Origin of the sequence: Streptomyces alkaliphilus (assembly GCF_014141535.1) — a bacterium.
Classification (GTDB): Bacteria; Actinomycetota; Actinomycetes; order Streptomycetales; family Streptomycetaceae; genus Streptomyces; species Streptomyces alkaliphilus.
On sequence record NZ_VKHT01001392.1, the window covers coordinates 1 to 994 of the forward strand.

Annotated in this window: 1 pseudogene; it reads right to left on the reverse strand. The window is 79.1% G+C overall.

The window, feature by feature from the left end:
- Positions 1 to 994, reverse strand: a pseudogene (locus tag FNQ90_RS24680) (hypothetical protein); the annotation flags it as partial.

Sequence of the window (994 nt, forward strand, 5' to 3'; positions counted from 1 at the left end):
GGTCAGTCGGGCCAGGAGCTCCAGGGGGTCCTTCGGCTCCGGCTCCGGCTCCGGCTCGGGCTCCCGGGTGCCGGGCGCCGGCCCTGCGGTGGCCTCCCCGGCCGGGGTCTCCTTCCCGGCAGGGGCTTCCTTCCCGGCCGGGGTCTCCCGGTCGGGGCCCCCGTCGCCGACGCGGGAGGGGGCGGGTACGTCGGCGTCCGTGCGCAGCGGCACGAAGGTGCTGCCGGCGCGCGGATCGACGGACTTCTTCCCGCCGTCCTCCGACGTGGGCCCCGTCCCGGTGGGAGCGGACTCCCCGCCGGTGTCCGGCTTCCGGGGGTCGATCGGCGGAACCGGCGGGTCCTCGGCCCCGTCCTCCGAGCGCTGCGGCTTCGGGGCGGTGGATCCGGCCGTTCCGACCGCGCCGCCACCGGTCCCGGCCGGCTTCCCGGCCTTCCCGGGCTTCTCCGTCGGGGTACCGGCCTTCGCGGGGGGCGGCACGCGCAGCACGGTCGTCCGGTCCGACGGCACCGGCTCGTCCGCCTCCCCGGCCGGTCCGTCGTCCTCCCGGTCCCTTGCGGCGCTCCCGGCCCCGCCGTCCTTCGGGTCCTTCGGGTCCTTCGGGTCCTTCCGGGCCGGGGACGGCACCCGCAGGGCCGTGGTGCGGTCGGACGGTGCCCCGTCATCCGTTCCGTCGGCCGGGGACGCCTCGGACCTCCCGACGGGGGCCGTCCTCCCCGCCGAGGACGGCACGCGCAGCACGGTCGTCCGGTCCGACGGCACCGGCTCGTCCGCCTCCCCGGCCGGCTCGTCCGCCTCCCCGGCCTCCTCCCCGGCGCCGGTCGTGGCGGGTGTGCCGGTCCGGGTCCCGGCGGCGTCACCGATTTCGCCGGTGGTCTTCCCGGTCTCCGCCCGGCCCGCGGCCTCCGCCCCCGGGAGCGCGACCCCGGAGCCCCCGGAGCCCCTGTCCTCCTCGAAGGCGGCCGGAAAACGACGGTGGCGACCGGATGGAGGG